The organism is Stenotrophomonas sp. S4, assembly GCF_054187805.2.
Window position 1 is genome coordinate 397,501 of the sequence record NZ_CM196188.1, and the last position, 16,969, is coordinate 414,469.

Consider the following 16,969-nt stretch of genomic DNA (forward strand, 5'->3'; position numbering starts at 1 on the left):
AGGTTTGGATCTTTGGCAAATCCGGGATCCTTTAAGACCGAGCACCGAGACGAGCCTTTAAGGCGAAGTCACTGATACCACGCTTCCAGGAAAAGCTCCTAAGCTTCAGCTTACGCAGACCGTACCGTAAACCGACACAGGTGGGTAGGATGAGAATTCTCAGGCGCTTGAGAGAACTCGGGTGAAGGAACTAGGCAACATGGCACCGTAACTTCGGGAGAAGGTGCACCCTTTTTGGTGGCTCGTGCGAGCTATAGCTGAAGAGGGTCGCAGTAACCAGGCCGCTGCGACTGTTTATCAAAAACACAGCACTCTGCAAACACGAAAGTGGACGTATAGGGTGTGACGCCTGCCCGGTGCTGGAAGGTTAATTGATGGGGTCAGCCGCAAGGCGAAGCTCTTGATCGAAGCCCCAGTAAACGGCGGCCGTAACTATAACGGTCCTAAGGTAGCGAAATTCCTTGTCGGGTAAGTTCCGACCTGCACGAATGGCGTAACGACAGCGGCGCTGTCTCCACCCGAGACTCAGTGAAATTGAAATCGCTGTGAAGATGCAGCGTTCCCGTGGCAAGACGGAAAGACCCCGTGAACCTTTACTATAGCTTTACACTGAACGTTGAGTTCGTCTGTGTAGGATAGGTGGGAGGCTATGAAACTGTGGCGCTAGCTGCAGTGGAGCCATCCTTGAAATACCACCCTGTCGTGCTTGACGTTCTAACCTGGGCCCATTATCTGGGTCGGGGACCGTGTATGGTGGGTAGTTTGACTGGGGCGGTCTCCTCCTAAAGAGTAACGGAGGAGCTCGAAGGTACGCTCAGCGCGGTCGGACATCGCGCACTGTGTGCAAAGGCATAAGCGTGCTTGACTGCAAGATCGACGGATCAAGCAGGTAGGAAACTAGGACTTAGTGATCCGGTGGTTCTGTATGGAAGGGCCATCGCTCAACGGATAAAAGGTACTCCGGGGATAACAGGCTGATACCGCCCAAGAGTTCATATCGACGGCGGTGTTTGGCACCTCGATGTCGGCTCATCACATCCTGGGGCTGTAGTCGGTCCCAAGGGTATGGCTGTTCGCCATTTAAAGTGGTACGCGAGCTGGGTTCAGAACGTCGTGAGACAGTTCGGTCCCTATCTGCCATGGGCGTTGGAGATTTGAGAGGGGCTGCTCCTAGTACGAGAGGACCGGAGTGGACGAACCTCTGGTGTTCCGGTTGTCACGCCAGTGGCATTGCCGGGTAGCTATGTTCGGAAGCGATAACCGCTGAAAGCATCTAAGCGGGAAGCGCGCCTCAAGATGAGATCTCCCGGGGCACAAGCCCCCTGAAGGAACCATGTAGACTACGTGGTTGATAGGTCAGGTGTGTAAGTACAGCAATGTATTGAGCTAACTGATACTAATGATCCGTGCGGCTTGACCATATAACCTCAAGTTGCCTTGGCTTTACGACAGCGTCGTAAGAGCATCCAAGTGCACGCTACGTCACAAGAACTATGCGAGGCTGGCGCCTTGTCCCACCGGGACGAGTGCGACTCTCCAAAAGCCTCCCTGGTGAAATTAGCGCTGTGGAACCACCCGATCCCATCCCGAACTCGGAAGTGAAACGCAGCTGCGCCGATGGTAGTGTGGCTCAAGCCATGCGAGAGTAGGTCATCGCCAGGGTTTACACCCAAAACCCCGCTGCTCACGCAGCGGGGTTTTTCTTATTAAGTGAAGGCACTGCATTTTCCGGGTCCCTTCCGCCCCACGGGCAAGATCGCGAAGCTGGCGCTGCAAGCGCTGCTGCAACCGTCTCCCTGGTGAAATTAGCGCTGTGGAACCACCCGATCCCATCCCGAACTCGGAAGTGAAACGCAGCTGCGCCGATGGTAGTGTGGCTCAAGCCATGCGAGAGTAGGTCATCGCCAGGGTTTACACCCAAAACCCCGCTGCTCATGCAGCGGGGTTTTTCTTTGTGCGCAGGAAATGCGGGTGGTGGCGCCCGCTGGCTGGCGGATGAGTCGATGCACCCGCTGCCGTTTGCCGGCCAGCGGCCGGCACTACCAGTAGATCCACGCCACGCGTGGATGGGGCGCTCGCCGTGTAAAGAGGTGCCAACCAAGATTGGCACCCACCAATGGCAGCGCGCAAAAAAAGCGGCGCCCCGTGGGGCGCCGCTCTGCTCCAAACGATGTTCAGTCGAGCATGGCCCGACTTACTTGGCCGGGGCCTTGTCCTTCATCATCGCGTCGCGGGCCGCCTTGAACGGATTGCCTGCATACCAGTTCGGCCAACGATCGCCACCGGCCAGTTCCTTGCCCACGCCGTACATCAGCTGCAGGTCTTCGACGGTGCCGTCCAGCTTCCAGGTGGCCGCGTCGAACTCGTCCTTCGGGCCGTGGTAACGGTTGGCGCCGTAATCCGCCGCAGCCTTGCGGCCTGCTTCCACGCCACCCTCGCGCAGGTCTTCGCCGCCATCGGCGTAAAGGGCCGGCACACCGGCCTTGGCGAAGTTGAAGTGATCGGAGCGGAAGTAGAAGCCGCTCTGCACCGAGGTCTCACCGTGCAGGGTACGGTCCTGGGCGGCGGCCAGCGGCTTGAGGATGTCCTCCAGCTCCGAGCTGCCGAAGCCGGTGACGGTCACGTCCTTGGCACGGCCGGCCATCGACATCGCATCGATGTTGATCACACCGGCGATCTTGTCCAGCGGGAAGGTCGGGTGGGCGACGTAGTACTTCGAACCCAGCAGGCCGGACTCTTCCAGGGTCACCGCCAGGAACACCACCGAACGCTCCGGCTTCGGCTCCTGGTGGGCCATGGCTTCTGCCACCTCGAGGATGCCGGCCACGCCGGTGGCGTTGTCGACTGCGCCGTTGTAGATGTTGTCGCCGGTCTCACCCTCATGCTTGCCCAGGTGGTCCCAGTGCGCCATGTACAGCACGGCTTCGTCAGCGCGCTTGCTGCCCGGCAGCACGCCGACCACGTTGCGCGACTGCTTCTGTGCGATCTGGCTCTTCAGGTCGACCGCAGCGGTGGCCTTCAGCGGCACCGGCTTGAAACCACGCTTGCTGGCGTCCTTGTAGGCCTGGGCGAGGTCCAGGCCGGCACCGGCGAACAGCGCCTTGGCGGCGTCGGCGCTCAGCCAGCCCTGCACCGGGATCCGGGCCTCCGGGTCATCCTTGGCGGGCAGGTTGTACTGCGGGCCGGCCCAGGAATTCTTCACCACGTCCCAACCGTAGGACGCGCCGGCAGTGTCGTGAACGATCAGTGCGGCAGCAGCACCCTTGCGGGCGGCCTCCTCGAACTTGTAGGTCCAGCGGCCGTAATAGGTCATGCGCTTGCCGTCGAACAGCTTCGCGTCATCAACATGGAAGCCCGGATCGTTGACGAACATGACGACCGTCTTGCCCTTCCAGTCCTGGCCGGCGTAATCGTTCCACTTCTGCTCCGGCGCATCGACGCCGTAGCCGACGAACACCAGGTCGCTGGCATCGACCTTCACCTCGGCCTGGCCGGTACGGGTACCGACCACCATGTCGGTGCCGAACTTCAGTTCGGTGGTCTTGCCGCCCTGGGTGATCGTCAGCACGGTCGATTCGTCGGCCGTAGTCTCGGTCATCGGCACGTCCTGGAACCAGCTGTCGCCGTTGCCGGGCTGCAGGCCGATGCGCTGCATCTGGTCGCGGATGTAGTTGACCGTCAGTTCTTCGCCCTTGCTGCCCGGGGCGCGGCCTTCGAACTCATCCGAAGCCAGGGTCTTGACCATCTCGGCGAAGTCTCCGGCGTTGATCTCCGGAGAGAATTGATGGGCGGCCGGCTTCGCGGCAGCGGTATCGGTGGCCGGCGTGGCTGCCGGGGTGTCTTCGCCTTTGCAGGCACTGAGCGCGGCCGCGGCGGCCAGGCACAGGAGGAGTTTGCGGGGCATCGTCGATTCCTGGAGAACAAAGGGCGGTCGCACCTCATGCGCGACCGGTAAACGCGAGTATCACCGAACCGGCAGGTTCGATGGATTCAGTCGGCTGGCGCGGTTTCGGTATCGAACGGGATCGGCTCGGCACCGGTGACCGGGCCGATGCGCGCGGTGCGATGCACGTACAGCACCACCTCGCGCTCGAACTGCAGCGGCCCACTGACCACCGCGTTGGGGCCGATGATCACGCGCGGCTTGCGGCTGGCGGTCAGCGAGACACTGAAGTTCGGCTTGCGCACATGCACGCTGCCGTTGACCTGCGAACCGATGCCGACGGTGATGTCACCGTTGACGGTCTCCACGTCCTTGCCGACGCGGCTTTCAACCAGGCCGATGCCGCCGTTCACGGTCTCGACGCCGCCTTCGATCTGGCTGCCGCGATCGGTGAAGATGCTGCCGTTGACGGTGCTGACGCCGCCGCTGGCGATCACTTCGCGACCCAGGCGGACACCGCCGTTGACCGTTTCGATCTTGCCGGTGCGCGCACGGTCGGCGACCTTCACCCCGCCGTTGACGGTGTCGATGCTGCCGGTCTCGACGCCTTCGCCGACGCGGATGCCGCCGTTGACGGTGTCCAGCTTGCCGTAGCGTTGACCCGGCTCGGCGCTGATGCTGCCGTTGACCTTGCTGATGTTCTCCTGGGCGCAGACCGGCCCGGTGACCAGCAGTACGCCCAACAGCAGCGGAATGGATAGAGTTTTCATGGGGACCTCGATGGATGTGCGGCTGGCAGGCCGCGTGCGGAGATGTCACCATTCCCCGGTACCCCCCGCAACTGCCTGAAGTCACTGGAAAGCCCTTGCGCGACAACGCCTTCCCATCACGCCGACATCACATCGCCGCCGTACGCGGCGGGCGTTGCCTGCTGCTGGGGCTGGTCCTGGCACTGGCCTTGCCGCTGCCCGGCGCCGCGCAGACCACCCGCGAGACCGAGCGCAAGCTGCAGAAACTGCGCACCGAGCTGAAGGGCGTGGCGCAGGAACGACGGCAGATCGAGGGGCAGCGTGGCCAGGCATCCCAGCAGCTGCGCGAGGCCGACGAGAAGGTGGCCCGCAGTGGCCGCGCCCTTGCGCGGACCGAGTCGGCCCTGCGCGAGCAGAACCAGGCGCTGGCCGAAGCCGAACAGCACCGCAGCACGCTGCAGGCCAACCTGGCCCAGCAGCACCGCGAACTGGCCGGGTTGCTGCGCGCGGCCTACCAGTTGGGCAATCATGCACCGTTGAAGCTGCTGCTGTCGCAGGACACGGTGGCTGATGCCAATCGTGCGCTGGCCTACCACCGCTACCTGCAGCGCGAACGTGCGCAGCGCATCACCACGCTCACCGCCGACCTGAAGGAACTGGAAGCGCTGCAGGCGCAGATCGCCGAGCGCAAGCAGAAGCTGCAGGGGGCGCAGCAGGACCAGAAGCAGCAGGCTGCGACGCTGGCGGCCGACCGCCGCGACCGCGCGCAGACCGTGGCCTCGCTGGACGAACGCTTCAAGGACCGGCGCGAGAAGGAACAGGCACTGGGGCAGGATGCCAAGGCGCTGGAAACGCTGCTGGCCAACCTGCGTGCCGCGGCCGCCCGGGCCGAAGCCGAGCGTCGCGCGGCGGCGCGTCGGGCCGCCGCCGAAAAGGCCGCTGCCGAGCGGGCCGCACGCCAGGCCGCCGCACAGGGCCGGCCACCGCCGCCGCCCACCAAGGTTCCGCCTGCGGTGGCATCGGCACCGGCACCGAAGGTCGGTGGCCTGGGCTGGCCGTTGTCCGGCAACCTGCTGGCCCGCTATGGCGGCAAGCTGCCCGATGGCCGTACCAGCAGCGGCGTGCTGATCGGCGCGCCGGCCGGCAGCACCGTCACGGCCGTGGCCGACGGCACCGTGGTGTTCTCCGACTGGATGACCGGCTACGGCATGATCCTGATCGTCGACCACGGCAATGGCTACATGAGCCTGTATGCCCACAACGACACCCTGCTGAAGGATGCCGGCGCACGGGTCAGCCGCGGTGATGCGGTGGCCAAGGTCGGCAATTCCGGTGGCCAGGGTGTCACCGCGCTGTACTTCGAGCTGCGCCGTGGCGGGCAGCCGGTCAACCCGGACAGCTGGCTGCAGCGGCGCTGAATCCAGGCCTGCCGGATGCGGGCCGGATTCAACGGGAATTTAGCTGTGCTTCGCGCATAATCGGTGCATGTGCCTTGGGCACGATGCCAACGTCGACAGGAGTGATCCATGCGCGCAGCCCGTACCGCCACCCTCTTGCTGGCCCTGTTGCCAGCGCTGTCCTGGGCGCAGCAGACCGCGCCCGCCCCGAGCCAGGAAACCAGCGGGCAGGCAGCGAACAGCGAGGAGGCGGTGACCTCGAAGGTGCCGCTGGAGGAAATCCGCCGTTTCGTGGCCGTGTACAACGCGGTGCGCGCCGCCTATGTCGACCCGGTCGATGACAAGAAGCTGATGCAGTCGGCCGTGCGTGGCCTGCTGCTCGATCTCGATCCGCACAGCACCTACTTCAACAAGGAAGACGCGCAGGCCTTCGACGAGCAGGCCAATGGTGCCTACGAGGGCATCGGCGTGGAGCTGCAGCAGCAGCCGGACAACGCCAGCATGAAGGTGATCTCGCCGATCGACGACACCCCGGCGGCCAAGGCCGGCATCCTCGCCGGTGACCTGATCATTGCCATCGACGGCAAGCCGATCAGCGCGATCGACGCCAGCGAGCCGCTGCGCGGCCCGGCCGGCAGCAAGGTGGTGCTGACCATCGTGCGCGAAGGCAAGCCGAAGCCGTTCGACGTGAGCCTGACCCGCCAGACCATCCGCGTGACCAGCGTGCGCAGCCGCCTGCTGGAGCCCGGCTATGGCTATATCCGCCTGAGCACCTTCCAGGCCGATACCGGTTCGGACTTCCAGAAGCACGTGCAGCAGCTGCAGAAGCAGTCCGGTGGCCAGCTCAAGGGCCTGGTGCTGGACCTGCGCAGCAACCCGGGTGGCCTGCTGACCGCCGCCGTGCAGGTGGCCGATGATCTGCTCGACAAGGGCAACATCGTCAGCACCCGCGGTCGCATCAGCATCAGCGATGCCCGTTTCGACGCGACCCCGGGTGATCTGCTGAAGGGCGCACCGGTGGTCGTGCTGACCGATGCCGGTTCGGCCAGCGCATCGGAAGTACTTGCCGGCGCACTGCGCGACAACAAGCGTGCGCGCGTGGTTGGCAGCCGTACCTTCGGCAAGGGCTCGGTGCAGACCGTGCTGCCGCTGGACAACGGTGATTCGGTGAAGCTGACCACCGCGCGCTATTACACGCCCAGCGGCAAGTCGATCCAGGCCACCGGCATCGTGCCGGACGTCGAACTGAAGCCCGTCGCCACGCCGGCCGAGGATGCACTGCCGGCCAGCCTGAGCGACTACAGCGAAGCGACCCTGCCGGGCCATCTGCGCGGCGACGACGAAGGCACCGAGGGCTACCACGCCGGTGCGGTGCTGCCGGGCGATGGCCCGATCAACGACGCGCTGGCCGAGCTGAAGAACCCGGGTTCGGTGGCTGCACGCTTGAAGGCCGAAGCGGCGAAAGCGGATGCGGCCAAGGCCGCGAAGGCCGCTGCGGCGAAGCCCGAAGCCAAGCCGGAGCCGAAGGTCGAACCGAAGGCGGACAGCACGCCGGAAGCCAAGCCCGCTCCGGTCCCGGCCAAGCCCTGATTCTGTAGAGTCGAGCCATGCTCGACTGATCTACGAACGAGCGGGTGAGCGAGGAGCCGGCCAGCGGCCGGCACTACCCAGTGTCAGAACCCGTGGCGCTTGCGCAGCCGGCGCGCGATCGCCGCGCGCACGTACACGCCATACAGCAGGCCGAACAGGAAGCCGCCGATGTGCGCCCACCAGGCCACCATGCCGAAGCTGGGGCCGATATGGGCGAACACCACCTGCAGCGCGGCCCAGACGCCGATGAGCAGGTAGGCCGGGGCGCGCACGAACTCCAGGAACAGGCCGAGCGGGATCACCACGCCCAGCCGCGCGCCCGGGAACAGGGCCAGGTAGGCGCCGATCAGCGCCGACACCGCGCCACTGGCGCCGATGATGATCTGGTCCGGGCTGCCCATGGTGTAGATCGCCACCAGGTTGGACACCGCGCCGCCCACCAGGAACAACAGCAGCAACCGCCAGGGCCCCAGCACCCGCTCGGCGGGCAGGCCGAAGATCAGCAGGAACACCAGGTTGCCCAGCAGGTGCGACCAGTCGGCGTGCAGGAACAGCGCGGTGAAAAGGCGCAGTACGCTGCCGTCCTGCAGGGTCGCCCACCAGTCCAGCGGGTGGGTCAGTCCGGTGGACAGGGCGCCCCAGTCCAGCCAGAGGCTGCCGCGGGCATCGTCCGGGCGCGAGATCGACCATAGGAATGCCAGCCACAATGACGCGAACAGCACGGGCGTGGCCCAGCGCAGGGCCGCCTTCTTGCGCGACGGGAGGGAGACGAACATGGGCATAAGCCTAGCGTGACGACGCCTGCGGCGGGGATTGTCCTGTTCAGCTTTTGAGACGAAAAAAGCGCAGGTGCTGTTATTGTTTCATTAACAGCTCTGGGTAATACTCGCATACGGCGTCGTATGTCGGGAGGGGAATCCGGCGCGCTCCGAAGGGCCCCAGGGCCGGCCGGGCGCAGGCGCACTCAGAGCAACATCACCGCTTACCGGAGAGAGAACTACGATGCAAACCGCTTCCACCATTGCCCGTCTGACCCTGCTGGCCGTCGGCGTTGCCGGTGCGCTGGCCGCCGCCGATGCCAACGCCGCCGCCTTCCAGCTGAAGGAAAACAGCGCCAAGGGCCTCGGCCGTGCGTTCGCCGGCTCCACCTCGACCGAAGGCGACGCCTCGGTCATCGCCACCAACCCGGCCTCCATGCGCCTGCTCGACGGCACCATGCTGCAGGGCGACGTCAGCGCCATCAGCTTCGGCGCCAAGTTCCGTGGCCAGGGCAAGTACGCCAACGGCGCTCCGATTTCCGGCGGCAACGGCGGCGACGCCGGCATGATCGCCCCGGTTCCGGCGGCCTACTTCCACCTGCCGTTCGGCGAGAACGACAACATGCACTTCGGCGCATCGCTGACCGTGCCGTTCGGCTTCAAGACCGAATACGACCGTGACTGGGTCGGCCGCTACAACGGCGTCAAGACCGAGCTGCAGGCGATCGACCTGGGCGTCGCGTTCTCCTACGACATCAACCCGTACCTGTCGTTCGGTGCTTCGGTGTTCGCCGAGCGCCTGAACGTCGACCTGACCAGTGCCGTCGATACCGGCACCGCGATCAACGCCAGCGCCCAGCAGAAGGCCGCCGCTGCCGTTCTGGCCGCCGGTGGCACCGCCGCCCAGGCTGCCGCCGCCTCGCGTCAGGCCGCCGTGGCCATGGCCCAGCAGGGCTTTGCTCCGGGCACCGCCGATGGCTACCTGCGCATCAAGGGTGACGAAGTGTCGATGGGCTACACCCTGGGCATGACCGTCAGCCCGGTGGAAGGCACCAACATCGCCTTCAGCTACCGTTCGCAGGTCAAGCACAAGATCAACGACGGCAAGGCCGACTTCACCATTCCGGGCAATGCCGCGACCTTCCTGGCCGCCGCCGCACCGGGCACCTTCATCGACAGCAAGGGTCGTGCCTCGATCACCCTGCCGGCCAGCGCCACCATCGGCTTCACCCACCGCGTGGACGACCAGTGGAAGATCATGGCCGAAGTCACGCGTACCGCCTGGAGCAAGTTCGACCAGGTTACCGTCGACTATGACTCCAACCAGCCGGACAGCGTGCTGCCGTTCCACTACCGCGACACCACCTTCGCGTCGATCGGTACCGAGTACCGCATGAACGAGAAGCTGACCCTGCGCGGCGGTCTCGCCTACGACCAGACCCCGACCACCGACGCCCACCGCGACGTGCGCGTGCCGGACACCACCCGCAAGTGGCTGTCGCTGGGTCTGACCTACGCGGCTTCGGACAAGATGGAATACAGCGTGGGCTACACCCACCTGTTCACCAAGGATCCGAACGTCACCTCGACCTCGGCCACCGGCAACACCGTGACCGGCAAGTACAAGGTCAGCGGCGACGTGCTGGCAGCTTCGATGCAGTACAAGTTCTGATTCGGGCGATTGCCTGAAGCAGTACGAAGGAGGCCCCGCGCGAGCGGGGCCTTTTTTGTGGGGTGGTCTGTGGGGCATCCACGCATGGCGTGGTTCTGCCGAGTTGTCCACGCAGCGCGCGGATCCACGACAATAGCCCCATGAACCTGTCCGACCCGAGCTTCCAGCTGGAGCTGGCTGCCAACATCGCCGTCGCCGGCTCGATCCTGCTGGCCGGCCGCAACAACGTGCATACCTGGTGGCTGGGCATCGTCGGCTGTGCCTTGTTTGCCGCCGTGTTCGAACGATCGCACCTGTACGCGGACATGGTGCTGCAGTTCTTCTTCATCGCCATCAGCGTGCTGGGCTGGTGGCAGTGGCTGCGCGGCGACCATGGCGCGCCGCTGCCGATCACCTCGTTGCGGCCGCGGGCATGGGCCTGGCTGGCGCCGCTGGCGGTGGTGGCCACGTTCGGCTACGGCTGGATGCTGGCCCGGCTGACCAATGCCTATGCGCCCTACATTGATTCGGCGGTGCTGGTACTGAGCGTGATTGCACAGGTCCTGATGATGCGGCGCAAGCTGGAATCGTGGTGGGTGTGGCTGCTGGTGAACACCGTTGCAGTGCCGCTGTACTACAGCCGTGGCCTGCACCTGACCTCGATCCTGTACGTGGGCTTCTGGATCAACGCGCTGGTGGCCCTGCGCCATTGGCGGCACCTGATGCGCAACGAGGCCAGGGCGGCCGATGCCGCTGCCTGAGCGTGCTGCGCGGGGGCTGGTGGTGGGCAAGTTCTGCCCGCTGCACCTCGGCCATGAACGATTGATCGACTTCGCCGCCACGCGCTGCCAGCAGTTGCTGGTGATCGGCTGGTCGCAGCCGGGCTTTGCCGGCTACAGTGCCGAGCGCCGCGAGCGTTGGCTGCGTGCGCGTTTCCCGCAGGCGACGGTGGCGGTGTTGGATGACTCGCGACTGGCGGCATTGTGCACGCAGCACGGTTTGCCCGTGCGCACGCTGCCGCAGGACAGTGATGACGAACAGGTGCAGCGCGACTTCACCGCCTGGCTGTGCCTGAACCTGTTCGGTGGGCCGGTGCAGGCGGTGTACACCGGTGAGGACTATGGAGACGGCTTCGCACAGGCGTTGGCCACGCACTTCGGCACTCCGGTGCGACATGAGCGGCTGGAGCGCGCGCTGGACGTCGGACAGGCCTGCGGCACCCAGCTGCGTGCCGATCCACATGCGCATCGGCACAGCCTTTCCGCCGAGGTGTATCCGGACTACGTGCAGCGCGTGGCGTTCATCGGTGGCGAGTCCAGTGGCAAGACCACGCTGGCGCGCGTGCTGGCCGAGCGCCTGCAGACCGCCTGGGTGCCGGAGTATGGCCGCACCCTGTGGGAGCAGCAGGGCGGAGAACTGACGCCGGACGATCTGCTTCGCATTGCAATGACACAGCCACAGCACGAAGACGAGGCCGCGCGGCGCGCGCATCGCTGGCTGTTCTGCGATACCACGCCGTGGGTAACGCTGGGGTACAGCGGCTGGATGTTCGGCACGGCGCCGGAGCCGCTGCGGCAGGCGGCACGACGACGCTACGACCTGCTGTTCCTGTGCGCGCCGGATATTCCGTTCGACCAGGATGGCACGCGCGTGGGCGAAGCCTTCCGGTCGCAGCAGCATGCGTGGTACCTGGCGCAGCTGCAGGCAGAGGGTGTCGAGTACGTGCTGCTGGAAGGCGATCTGGAGACGCGCATCGCACGCGTGCAGGGCGAGCTGGCGAAGCGGGCGGACAACCGGTTCAGTGTCACCCCGCCTCTGTAGAGCCGATCCAGTGCCCGCATGCACCATGCAAGCCGAGCGTGGGCTCGGCTCTACAGGAATAAAAAGCACAAAAAACCCCGCTTTCGCGGGGTTTTTCGTTCACCGCCTGACGCAGGCGATCAGTCGCCCAGGGTCAGCAGCGAGGCGTTGCCGCCGGCGGCGGTGGTGTTCACCGTCACCGTCTTTTCGGTGGCAAAGCGCAGCAGGTAGTGCGGGCCGCCGGCCTTCGGGCCGGTGCCGGACAGGCCCTGGCCGCCGAACGGCTGCACGCCGACCACCGCGCCGATCTGGTTGCGGTTGACGTAGACGTTGCCGACGTGGACGCCGTTGCTGATGCGATCAACGGTCTCGTCAATGCGCGAATGCACGCCCAGGGTCAGGCCGTAGCCGGTGGCGTTGATCTGGTCGATCACCGTGTCGAGCTGGTCGCCCTTCCAGCGGATCACGTGCAGGACCGGACCGAACACTTCCTTCTGCAGCTGGCCCAGGTCCTTCAGTTCATACGCACGCGGCGCGAAGAAGGTGCCGTTGGCCGCTTCGGCGGACAGCTCGGCGGCGGCGATCAGGCGCGCTTCGCGGTCCATGCGCTCGGCGTGGTCCTGCAGGATCTTCAGCGCGTCGGCGTCGATCACCGGTCCGACGTCGGTGGACAGCAGGCCGGGGTTGCCGACCTTCAGTTCCTTCATCGCGCCGGCCAGCATGGTCATCACCTTGTCGGCGATGTCGTCCTGCACGAACAGCACGCGAGCGGCCGAGCAACGCTGGCCGGCGGAGGTGAAGGCCGAACCGATCGCGTCCTTGACCAGCTGTTCCGGCAGCGCCGAGGAGTCGGCGATGAAGGCATTCTGGCCACCGGTCTCGGCGATCAGCACACCGATGGCGGCGTCACGTGCGGCCATCGCGCGGTTGATTGCACGGGCGGTGTCGGTGGAGCCGGTGAAGGCCACGCCGGCCACACGCGGGTCGGCGGTCAGCGCGGCACCGACGGTGGCGCCGTCGCCCGGCAGGTACTGCACGACCTCGGCCGGCACGCCGGCGTCGTGCAGCAGCTTCACCGCGTAGTAGCCGATCAGGTTGGTCTGCTCGGCCGGCTTGGCGATGACGCTGTTGCCGGCGGCCAGTGCAGCAGCGACCTGGCCCAGGAAGATCGCCAGCGGGAAGTTCCACGGGCTGATGCAGACGAACACGCCGCGGCCATGCAGCTGCAGCTCGTTGGATTCACCGGTCGGGCTCGGCAGCTTCTCGGCGTGGCTGAACTGCTCGCGCGCCTGCTTGGCGTAGTAGCGCAGGAAGTCCACGGCTTCGCGCACTTCGGCGATGCCGTCGGGCAGGCTCTTGCCGGCTTCCTTCACGCACAGCGCCATGAACTCCGGCATGCGCGCTTCCAGCTGGTCGGCGGCGTGCTCGAGGATGGCGGCGCGGCTGGCGGCCGGGGTGCGGTTCCAGGCCGGCTGCGCGGCCACGGCATTGGCCAGGGCCTTCTGCACGGTGGCGGCATCGGCGGCCAGCCACTGGCCGACCACTTCGCGGGTGTCGGCCGGGTTGGTCACCGGCAGCGCGGCGCCGGCCGGGTTGGCACCCGGTACCAGCGGGGCGGCCTGCCACGGCTTCACGGCCGCATTGATCTGCTCGGCAAGGGCGCGCAGTTCGTTGTCGTTGGCGAGGTTGGCGCCCATGGAGTTCTTCCTGTCGTGGTTCTGGCTGCGCAGCAGGTCTACCGGCAGCGGGATCTTGGGATGCGGAATCGAAGCGAACGAGGCGACCATCTCGACCGGATCGCGGATCAGGTCGGCGATCGGCACGCGCTCGTCGGTGATGCGGTTGACGAAGCTGGAGTTGGCGCCGTTTTCCAGCAGGCGGCGCACCAGGTACGGCAGCAGGTCTTCATGCGAACCGACCGGCGCGTACACGCGGCAGGGCAGGCCCAGGCGATCGGCTGGCACCACTTCGGCGTACAGGTCGTCGCCCATGCCGTGCAGCTTCTGGTGCTCGTACACGCCACCGTTGGCGATGCTGCGCACAGCGGCGATGGTGTGCGCGTTGTGCGTGGCGAACATCGGGTAGATCGCGTCGGCATGGGTGAACAGGCGCTTCGCGCATGCCAGGTACGACACGTCGGTGTTCTGCTTGCGGGTGAATACCGGGTAGCCCGGATAGCCTTCGATCTGCGCGCGCTTGATCTCGGCATCCCAGTAGGCGCCCTTGACCAGGCGCACCTGCAGGCGGCGACCGGCGCGGCGCGCCATGTCGGCCAGGTGGTCGATCGTGTACGGCGTGCGCTTCTGGTAGGCCTGCACGACCACGCCGAAGCCATCCCAGCCGGCCAGCGAGGCATCGGAGAACACCTGCTCGATGATGTCCAGCGACAGTTCCAGGCGGTCGGACTCTTCGGCGTCGACGGTGCAGCCGATGCCGTAGCTCTTGGCCAGCTGCGCCAGTTCCAGCACGCCCGGCACCAGGTCCTTCAGCACGCGCTCGCGCTTGGCGTGCTCGTAGCGCGGGTACAGCGCCGACAGCTTGATCGAGATGCCCGGGGCATTGTTGACGTCGCCGTCCGGACGGCCGCCGCGTGCCTTGTGATCGCCGCCGATGGCGTGGATCGCACGACGGTAGTCTTCCAGGTAGCGCAGCGCGTCCTTCATGGTCAGCGCACCTTCGCCGAGCATGTCGAAGGAGTAGCGGTAGTTCGCGTTGTCGCCCTTGTGCGAGCGCGACAGCGCTTCGCTGATGGTGCGGCCCATGACGAACTGGTGGCCCATGATCTTCATCGCCTGGCGCACGGCCAGGCGCACCACCGGCTCACCGACGCGGCCGACCAGGCGCTTGAACGCGCTGGGCGCATCGGCGCGGGTGGCGTCGTTCATCTGCACCAGCTTGCCGGTCAGCATCAGGCCCCAGGTGGAGGCGTTGACCAGCACCGAGTCGCTGCCGCCCAGGTGCTTTTCCCAGTCGGCGTCGGCCAGCTTGTCGCGGATCAGCTTGTCGGCGGTGTCCTGGTCCGGAATGCGCAGCAGCGCTTCGGCCACGCACATCAGCAGCACGCCTTCTTCGCTGCCCAGGTCGTACTGGCGCATGAAGGCTTCGATCGCGCCCTGGTCCTTGGCACGCACGCGCACGCGGCCGACCAGGTCGGCGGCCAGCGCCTGCACCCTGGCCTGCTCTTCGGCCGGCAGGCGGGCCTGCGCCAGCAGCTCGCGGACGTGGCTGGCCTCGTCCTTCAACCAGGCATCGGTGATGGCCTGGCGGAACGGGTTGGGGGGCGCCGGCAGTTCCGGCGACAGCAGCGCGCCGGGACGCAGGGCGTCGCTGGCGGCAGGGGAGGAGGAAGGTGCGTTCATGCCGGTCCGGCCAATGGAAAACTTGGCGATTTTAATCATTTTTGCGGGTTGCGGAAGTGCCCCGCAGCCACCTTCGTGAAGGGCTGATAGCCCCTAACGGTGGTGAATTCAGCGTGTTCAGCAAGCCCGGCAATATTTGTGCTGAATTCGTCATTCGTTCCGCCGACCTCATGCTGTGTTGCAGCATTGGAAAAAGTGTGAATGCACCCTTGCTACCGGCGAGAGGGCGGGGCTACCATCGAGACGTTTCCCGCGGCAGGAACGCGGTTGCGACATGATCGAGGTGCTTCCAGCTCCGGATGGGTCAGGTACGCAGCTGCGGCTGCGTCCCCCACGGGCGCTCGATGCCCGGCAGTTCGTCCTGTTGTTCACCGTGTTGTCGGGTGCGATGTGGCTGGTGTCCGCCTTCGGGTGGTTGGCCGGCAATGCATTCGCCCCCCTGTTCGCGCTGCTGTACAGCCTGGTGCTGGCGGCGGCGCTGCGTGCCTTGTGGCGCAGTGGTGAACGGCAGGAGGAGATCCGGGTAGTGCCGGCGTACGTGGAGGTCATCCCCGTACCCGGTGGATCGCCGGTGTTCCGGGCCCACCCCCACTGGGTGCGCCTGCTCACCGACGATGAGAGGGTCCGGCTGGCATCCAGCGGCCGGCAGGTGGAGGTGGGGAGTTTCCTCGCGCCGGCCGAACGTCAGACGCTCGCAGAGACACTTGAAAGCTTGCTCGCCGCCAGCGATGGCGGCAACCGACGACGCTAAGGGTCTAGGCAATGAAGCAAAGCAGCAGGTGGGGCACGAAGTGCGTTGCAGCGGTCGCCGCCATGGTGGCCGAGGGACTGATGCCGGCGTTGGCCTGGGCCCAGGCGGCCGATCCCAAGCCGTGGCAGCTGAACATGGGCAAGGGGGTGACCCAGACCTCACGCCTGGCCTGGGAATCGAACAATCTCTCGTTGATCATCTGCACGGTGATCGGCGTCATCGTGTTCGGCGCGATGGCCTACGCCATCTTCAAGTTCCGCAAATCCAAGGGCGCGGTCGCCGCCACCTTCAGCCACAACACCAAGGCCGAGATCATCTGGACGGTGATCCCGGTGATCATCCTGATCGTGATGGCGTGGCCGGCCACGGCCAACCTGATCAAGATGTACGACACCCGCGATGCCGAGATGACGGTGAAGGTCACCGGCTACCAGTGGATGTGGAAGTACGAATACCTTGGCGAGAACGTCACCTTCACCAGCCGCCTGGACCGCGAGTCCGACCGCATGCGGCAGAGCGGCAAGGTGCCGACCCGCGAAAGCCATCCGCACTACCTGCTGGATGTCGACAACCGGCTGGTGCTGCCGGTCGATACCAAGGTGCGCTTCGTCATCACTTCCGATGACGTGATCCACGCCTGGTGGGTGCCCGCGCTGGGCTGGAAGCAGGACGCCATCCCGGGCTTCATCAACGAGGCCTGGACCAGCATCGAGCAGCCCGGCGTGTACCGCGGCCAGTGCGCCGAACTGTGCGGCAAGGACCACGGCTTCATGCCGATCGTGGTCGAGGCGGTGTCCAAGGAAGAGTTCAAGCAGTGGCTGGCGCAGCGCAAGCCGGCGCCGCCTGCCGCGCCTGCAACGCCTGCGGCACCGGCCGAACCGACTGCACCGGCTGGCGAGGCTCCGGCAGCGCCGGCCGCACCCGCCGCTGCCGAAACCGGCAGCACGCCTGCCACCGCAGCGAGCGGCGCGTGATGTAAAGCCCGCGGCCGCCCGCGGCCGTGGTGACAACCGATTCTGAGAGGTGTTTTG

Annotated in this window: 11 protein-coding genes and 3 rRNA genes (1 of these 14 cut by a window edge); 10 read left to right on the plus strand and 4 right to left on the minus strand. The window is 65.9% G+C overall.

Translation table 11 applies throughout. The features are described 5' to 3' along the window. From ACUZUJ_RS01735 to rrf (ACUZUJ_RS01745), 3 genes are all read left to right on the plus strand, one after another. Positions 1-1,421: ribosomal RNA gene (locus ACUZUJ_RS01735) — 23S ribosomal RNA — on the plus strand; it begins 1,457 nt to the left of the window's first position. A gap of 126 nt (positions 1,422-1,547) precedes the next feature. After that, positions 1,548-1,662: ribosomal RNA gene (gene rrf, locus ACUZUJ_RS01740) — 5S ribosomal RNA — on the plus strand. A gap of 133 nt (positions 1,663-1,795) precedes the next feature. Continuing rightward, positions 1,796-1,910, plus strand: a 5S ribosomal RNA gene (rrf, locus tag ACUZUJ_RS01745). Between the two features lie 284 nt (positions 1,911-2,194). On the opposite strand, the gene ACUZUJ_RS01750 is transcribed toward rrf (ACUZUJ_RS01745), so the two are convergent. After that, on the minus strand, positions 2,195-3,904 hold the full coding sequence (locus ACUZUJ_RS01750) for a M28 family metallopeptidase (RefSeq protein WP_510468061.1): 1,710 nt from the start codon (positions 3,902-3,904) through the stop codon (positions 2,195-2,197). A gap of 86 nt (positions 3,905-3,990) precedes the next feature. Next, the gene (locus ACUZUJ_RS01755) at positions 3,991-4,653 is read right to left on the minus strand and encodes a DUF4097 family beta strand repeat-containing protein (RefSeq protein ID WP_197621979.1); all 663 of its coding nucleotides are present in this window, start codon (positions 4,651-4,653) and stop codon (positions 3,991-3,993) included. Between the two features lie 95 nt (positions 4,654-4,748). On the opposite strand from ACUZUJ_RS01755, the gene ACUZUJ_RS01760 reads away from it, so the two are divergent. Together ACUZUJ_RS01760 and ACUZUJ_RS01765 are read left to right on the plus strand one after the other, a co-directional pair. Continuing rightward, entirely contained in the window at positions 4,749-6,050 is a 1,302-nt protein-coding gene (locus ACUZUJ_RS01760; RefSeq protein WP_101764785.1) for a murein hydrolase activator EnvC family protein, read from the plus strand. Between the two features lie 108 nt (positions 6,051-6,158). Beyond that, positions 6,159-7,619 carry a S41 family peptidase gene (locus tag ACUZUJ_RS01765; protein WP_101764786.1) on the plus strand — a complete coding sequence of 487 codons (1,461 nt, stop codon included), beginning with the start codon at positions 6,159-6,161 and terminating at the stop codon, positions 7,617-7,619. Between the two features lie 83 nt (positions 7,620-7,702). Here ACUZUJ_RS01765 and ACUZUJ_RS01770 read toward each other — a convergent pair whose 3' ends face one another. Continuing rightward, positions 7,703-8,395, minus strand: coding sequence for a rhomboid family intramembrane serine protease (locus tag ACUZUJ_RS01770; RefSeq protein ID WP_014035716.1), 693 nt, complete (start codon positions 8,393-8,395; stop codon positions 7,703-7,705). Positions 8,396-8,621: 226 nt separating this feature from the next. On the opposite strand from ACUZUJ_RS01770, the gene ACUZUJ_RS01775 reads away from it, so the two are divergent. The 3 genes from ACUZUJ_RS01775 to ACUZUJ_RS01785 all read left to right on the plus strand — a co-directional run bounded on the left by ACUZUJ_RS01775 (position 8,622) and on the right by ACUZUJ_RS01785 (position 11,849). Next, entirely contained in the window at positions 8,622-10,049 is a 1,428-nt protein-coding gene (locus tag ACUZUJ_RS01775) for an outer membrane protein transport protein (protein WP_087921279.1), read from the plus strand. Between the two features lie 140 nt (positions 10,050-10,189). After that, positions 10,190-10,789, plus strand: a complete 600-nt coding sequence (gene pnuC, locus ACUZUJ_RS01780; RefSeq protein ID WP_458220710.1) for a nicotinamide riboside transporter PnuC — start codon at positions 10,190-10,192, stop codon at positions 10,787-10,789. After that, positions 10,776-11,849 (plus strand): AAA family ATPase, encoded by a 1,074-nt coding sequence (locus ACUZUJ_RS01785; RefSeq protein ID WP_458220711.1) that lies wholly within the window; start codon positions 10,776-10,778, stop codon positions 11,847-11,849. Before pnuC ends, ACUZUJ_RS01785 begins: the two co-directional genes overlap by 14 nt. A 119-nt stretch (positions 11,850-11,968) precedes the next feature. On the opposite strand, the gene putA is transcribed toward ACUZUJ_RS01785, so the two are convergent. After that, on the minus strand, positions 11,969-15,187 hold the full coding sequence (putA, locus tag ACUZUJ_RS01790; RefSeq protein WP_458220712.1) for a bifunctional proline dehydrogenase/L-glutamate gamma-semialdehyde dehydrogenase PutA: 3,219 nt from the start codon (positions 15,185-15,187) through the stop codon (positions 11,969-11,971). 274 nt (positions 15,188-15,461) lie between these two features. Here putA and ACUZUJ_RS01795 point away from each other — a divergent pair, with 274 nt between their 5' ends. Next, the gene (locus ACUZUJ_RS01795; RefSeq protein WP_014035721.1) at positions 15,462-15,938 is read left to right on the plus strand and encodes a DUF2244 domain-containing protein; all 477 of its coding nucleotides are present in this window, start codon (positions 15,462-15,464) and stop codon (positions 15,936-15,938) included. Between the two features lie 11 nt (positions 15,939-15,949). Further along, on the plus strand, positions 15,950-16,912 hold the full coding sequence (gene coxB, locus ACUZUJ_RS01800) for a cytochrome c oxidase subunit II (RefSeq protein ID WP_458220713.1): 963 nt from the start codon (positions 15,950-15,952) through the stop codon (positions 16,910-16,912). Positions 16,913-16,969: the final 57 nt, after the last annotated feature.

Bases quoted from the DNA above. Each gene is read 5' to 3' on its own strand.
- ACUZUJ_RS01750 (WP_510468061.1), bottom strand. From the start codon at position 3,904: ATGCCCCGCAAACTCCTCCTGTGCCTGGCCGCCGCGGCCGCGCTCAGT.
- coxB (WP_458220713.1), top strand. From the start codon at position 15,950: ATGAAGCAAAGCAGCAGGTGGGGCACGAAGTGCGTTGCAGCGGTCGCC.
- ACUZUJ_RS01775 (WP_087921279.1), top strand. From the start codon at position 8,622: ATGCAAACCGCTTCCACCATTGCCCGTCTGACCCTGCTGGCCGTCGGC.
- ACUZUJ_RS01765 (WP_101764786.1), top strand. From the start codon at position 6,159: ATGCGCGCAGCCCGTACCGCCACCCTCTTGCTGGCCCTGTTGCCAGCG.
- putA (WP_458220712.1), bottom strand. From the start codon at position 15,187: ATGAACGCACCTTCCTCCTCCCCTGCCGCCAGCGACGCCCTGCGTCCC.
- ACUZUJ_RS01785 (WP_458220711.1), top strand. From the start codon at position 10,776: ATGCCGCTGCCTGAGCGTGCTGCGCGGGGGCTGGTGGTGGGCAAGTTC.
- ACUZUJ_RS01755 (WP_197621979.1), bottom strand. From the start codon at position 4,653: ATGAAAACTCTATCCATTCCGCTGCTGTTGGGCGTACTGCTGGTCACC.
- ACUZUJ_RS01795 (WP_014035721.1), top strand. From the start codon at position 15,462: ATGATCGAGGTGCTTCCAGCTCCGGATGGGTCAGGTACGCAGCTGCGG.
- pnuC (WP_458220710.1), top strand. From the start codon at position 10,190: ATGAACCTGTCCGACCCGAGCTTCCAGCTGGAGCTGGCTGCCAACATC.
- ACUZUJ_RS01770 (WP_014035716.1), bottom strand. From the start codon at position 8,395: ATGTTCGTCTCCCTCCCGTCGCGCAAGAAGGCGGCCCTGCGCTGGGCC.